Source organism: Halopenitus malekzadehii (assembly GCF_900108505.1).
In the GTDB taxonomy this organism is placed as follows: domain Archaea; phylum Halobacteriota; class Halobacteria; order Halobacteriales; family Haloferacaceae; genus Halopenitus; species Halopenitus malekzadehii.
In genome coordinates this window covers 1-2,981 of the sequence record NZ_FNWU01000037.1, presented here as the reverse complement: position 1 = coordinate 2,981, position 2,981 = coordinate 1, and the positions used below count along the sequence as shown (strand labels likewise).

The window sequence follows — 2,981 nt, the reverse complement described above, 5'->3', positions numbered from 1 at the left end:
GACACTCATTCGGTGTCTGCAAAGCGCGTCATCGAAACAGGAAGCCCCTGCCTCAAGGAGCCGACGAAGGCAGCGACTAGGCAGGGGTAGTTCACACGCCCTCGATCGTCTCGCGGTACGCGTTCAGGAGGTCGTTCGCCTCGTTGACGGCGTCCGTGGCGGTCGGCTCGTCGGCCGTGATGTCCTTGAGCTTCTGCTGATGGCGGGCGACGGTTCCGTGGTCGGGCCCGCGATCACGATCGGCAAGCGTACCCAACCGATCCGCCTGTTCGGCGAGTCGATCGCCGGCATTCCCGTCGATCGCGGTCGCTGCCTCCCGAAGCACGTCGCTCGCGTCTCGTAGCTTCTGGCTGCTCATACGGTGCAGTTCGTACGGAAGGCACATAGCGATTGTGCCAGCCAGCGCTCGTGCCGGCCGGCGATCGTGCCGAGTCTTATAAGCGATGCCGCCGAAGCCGGCGTATGGTCACGATCAAGGACAGCGTCCACGACCACATCCGGATCGACGGGGTGGCCGCGGACCTGTTGGACACCCCCGCGGTCCAGCGGCTGCGGCGCATCTCCCAGCTCGGGACCGTCACGCTCGTGTATCCCTCGGCGAACCACACGCGGTTCGAACACTCCCTGGGGGTGTACCACCTCGCGAGCCGTGCTCTCGACCACCTCGGGATCGAGGGGATCCAGGCCGACCGGATCGAAGCCGCCGCGATCCTCCACGACGTCGGGCACGCCCCGTTCAGCCACAACGTCGAGTCGTTGCTGTACCGCCGTACCGGGAAGTACCACGACGACGTCGCGGACCTCGTGGCCGCGGGGGCGGTCGGGGACGTCCTCAGTGACCACGACCTCGATCCGGACCGGATCGCGGACATCATCGCCGGCGAGGGGCGTTATGCCGGACTGATCTCCGGGGAGCTCGACGTCGACCGGATGGACTATCTGGTGCGCGATGCCCACCACACCGGCGTTCCGTACGGAACGATCGACACCGGCCGGCTGGTTCGCGAGCTGACGTTCGTCGACGACACGCTCGTGCTCGACGAGGGCAACGTCCAGACCGCCGAGAGCCTGCTGCTCGCGCGGGCGCTGATGAATCCCGTCGTCTACACCCACCACGTCGCGCGCATCTCGAAGGCGATGCTGCGCCGGGCGACCGCGCGGCTGCTCGAGACGCCCGACGTGACCGCCGAGATGGTCCGCCGGATGGACGATTACGAGCTGATCGTCGCGCTTCGGCGCACCGAGGCCGCACGCCCCATCATCGATCGGTACGACCGACGCGATCTCTACAAACGAGCCGTCTGGGCGGAATACGACGACGTTCCGGCGACCGTTCACGATGCCGACCACGATCGCATTCGCGAACTGGAACGGGAGATCGCTGCGACGGCTCGGACCGGCTCCGGACCGGCGGCGGATGCCGACGACGTGGACGGCTCCCACGACGTTGACGGCGTCGACGATGTCGACGACGTCGACGTGATCCTCGACGTTCCGCCGGAGCCATCGATGCGCGAGTCCACCTCGCGGGTCACCGTCAATGGCGACATCCGCCGGCTCGGCGACCAGTCGCCGCTCGTCTCGGCGCTGCGAACCGCCCAGCGCAACCAGTGGCGCCTCGGCGTCTACTGCCCCGAACCGCTCACCGACCGGGTGGGACGGGCGGCCGCCGACGTCCTCGGGCTCGACCCGGACTCGCTCATCAGCGACGTCCGGCACGGACTGGAGACGACGCTCGACGAGTTCGAGCCGGTGTCGTGACCTTCAAGCGGACTCGGCGGGAGACACCGGTATGCACGTGGAAGGGACGATCCTCCGTGGACCCGACTTCACGCCGGTCGAGGGACGCGTCGTCGTGGCCGACGGCGAGATCGTCGCGATAGAGGAAACGGAGACGGACGGCGACGACGTGATCTGTCCCGCCTTCGTCAACGCACACACCCACATCGGCGACTCGATCGCCAAGGAGGCCGGCGGCGGCCTCTCGCTCGACGAACTCGTCGCGCCGCCGGACGGGCTCAAGCACCGACTCCTCCGGGCTGCCGACCGCGAGGAGACGGTCGCCGCGATGGCTCGGTCGCTCCGGTATATGGAGTCGACCGGAACCGGCACGTTCCTCGAGTTTCGGGAGGGCGGCGTCGCGGGCGTCGAAGCGCTTCGGGACGCGCTCGCGGGTGCGAGCGGGGCGGAGTCGGTCGGCGAGCGCGACATCGACGCCGTCATCCTGGGTCGCGAGGAGGAGGCGGTCCTCGAGGTCGCGGACGGCTTCGGCGCCTCGGGGGCGCGGGATGCCGACTTCGACGCCGAGCGAAACGCGACCCGAAACGCCGGGAAGCTCTTCGGAATCCACGCGGGCGAACGCGACGACCTCGACATCAACCCGGCGCTGGATCTGGACCCGGACTTTCTCGTCCACATGGTTCACGCGGGTGAGCTCCACCTGGAACGGCTCGCCGACCGGGATACCCCGGTCGTCGTGTGCCCGCGATCGAATCTCGTGACGAACGTCGGCGTCCCGCCGATCCGCGAACTCGCCGATCGGACGACCGTCGCGCTCGGAACGGACAACGTGATGTTGAACTCGCCATCGATGTTCCGGGAGATGGAGTTCGCCGCCAAGCTCGCCGACGTCTCCGCGCGGGACGTCCTCCGGATGGCGACGGTCAACGGCGCCGAGATCGCGGGACTGAACCGCGGCACCATCAAGGAGGGCGCCGACGGCAAGCTGTTGGTTCTCGACGGCGCCTCGGACAACCTCGCGGGCGCCGAGGACCTCGTTCGGGCGATCGTTCGACGCGCGGGCGAGGCCGACGTCAAACGCGTCGTGTTGTGAGGCGATCGGCGTATCCGATCGGAACACACCGGTACGGATCTGGGGGAGTACGCTTATACAGCATCGAGGAGAATACCTGACCCTTTAGGGTCAGGATGAATCCGACAACCCCTACACAATCCACCGTCGATAGCCCGACTGGATATTT

Annotated in this window: 3 protein-coding genes; 2 read left to right on the top strand and 1 reads right to left on the bottom strand. The window is 67.6% G+C overall.

Going from position 1 to position 2,981, the window contains the following annotated elements; all coding sequences use genetic code 11:
- Positions 1 to 91 precede the first annotated feature (91 nt).
- A complete protein-coding gene (locus BLW38_RS15555; protein WP_143040926.1) occupies positions 92 to 358 on the bottom strand; it encodes a DUF7553 family protein in 267 nt (88 codons plus the stop codon).
- 104 nt (positions 359 to 462) lie between these two features.
- Here BLW38_RS15555 and BLW38_RS15550 point away from each other — a divergent pair, with 104 nt between their 5' ends.
- Positions 463 to 1,761: an HD domain-containing protein gene (locus BLW38_RS15550; RefSeq protein WP_092818097.1), complete on the top strand. Its 1,299-nt coding sequence runs from the start codon at positions 463 to 465 to the stop codon at positions 1,759 to 1,761.
- A 31-nt stretch (positions 1,762 to 1,792) separates the two neighbouring features.
- A complete protein-coding gene (locus tag BLW38_RS15545; RefSeq protein WP_092818096.1) occupies positions 1,793 to 2,833 on the top strand; it encodes an amidohydrolase family protein in 1,041 nt (346 codons plus the stop codon).
- Positions 2,834 to 2,981: the final 148 nt, after the last annotated feature.

Coding starts and splice junctions, on each gene's coding strand:
- BLW38_RS15555 (WP_143040926.1), bottom strand. CDS start 358: ATGAGCAGCCAGAAGCTACGAGACGCGAGCGACGTGCTTCGGGAGGCA.
- BLW38_RS15550 (WP_092818097.1), top strand. CDS start 463: ATGGTCACGATCAAGGACAGCGTCCACGACCACATCCGGATCGACGGG.
- BLW38_RS15545 (WP_092818096.1), top strand. CDS start 1,793: ATGCACGTGGAAGGGACGATCCTCCGTGGACCCGACTTCACGCCGGTC.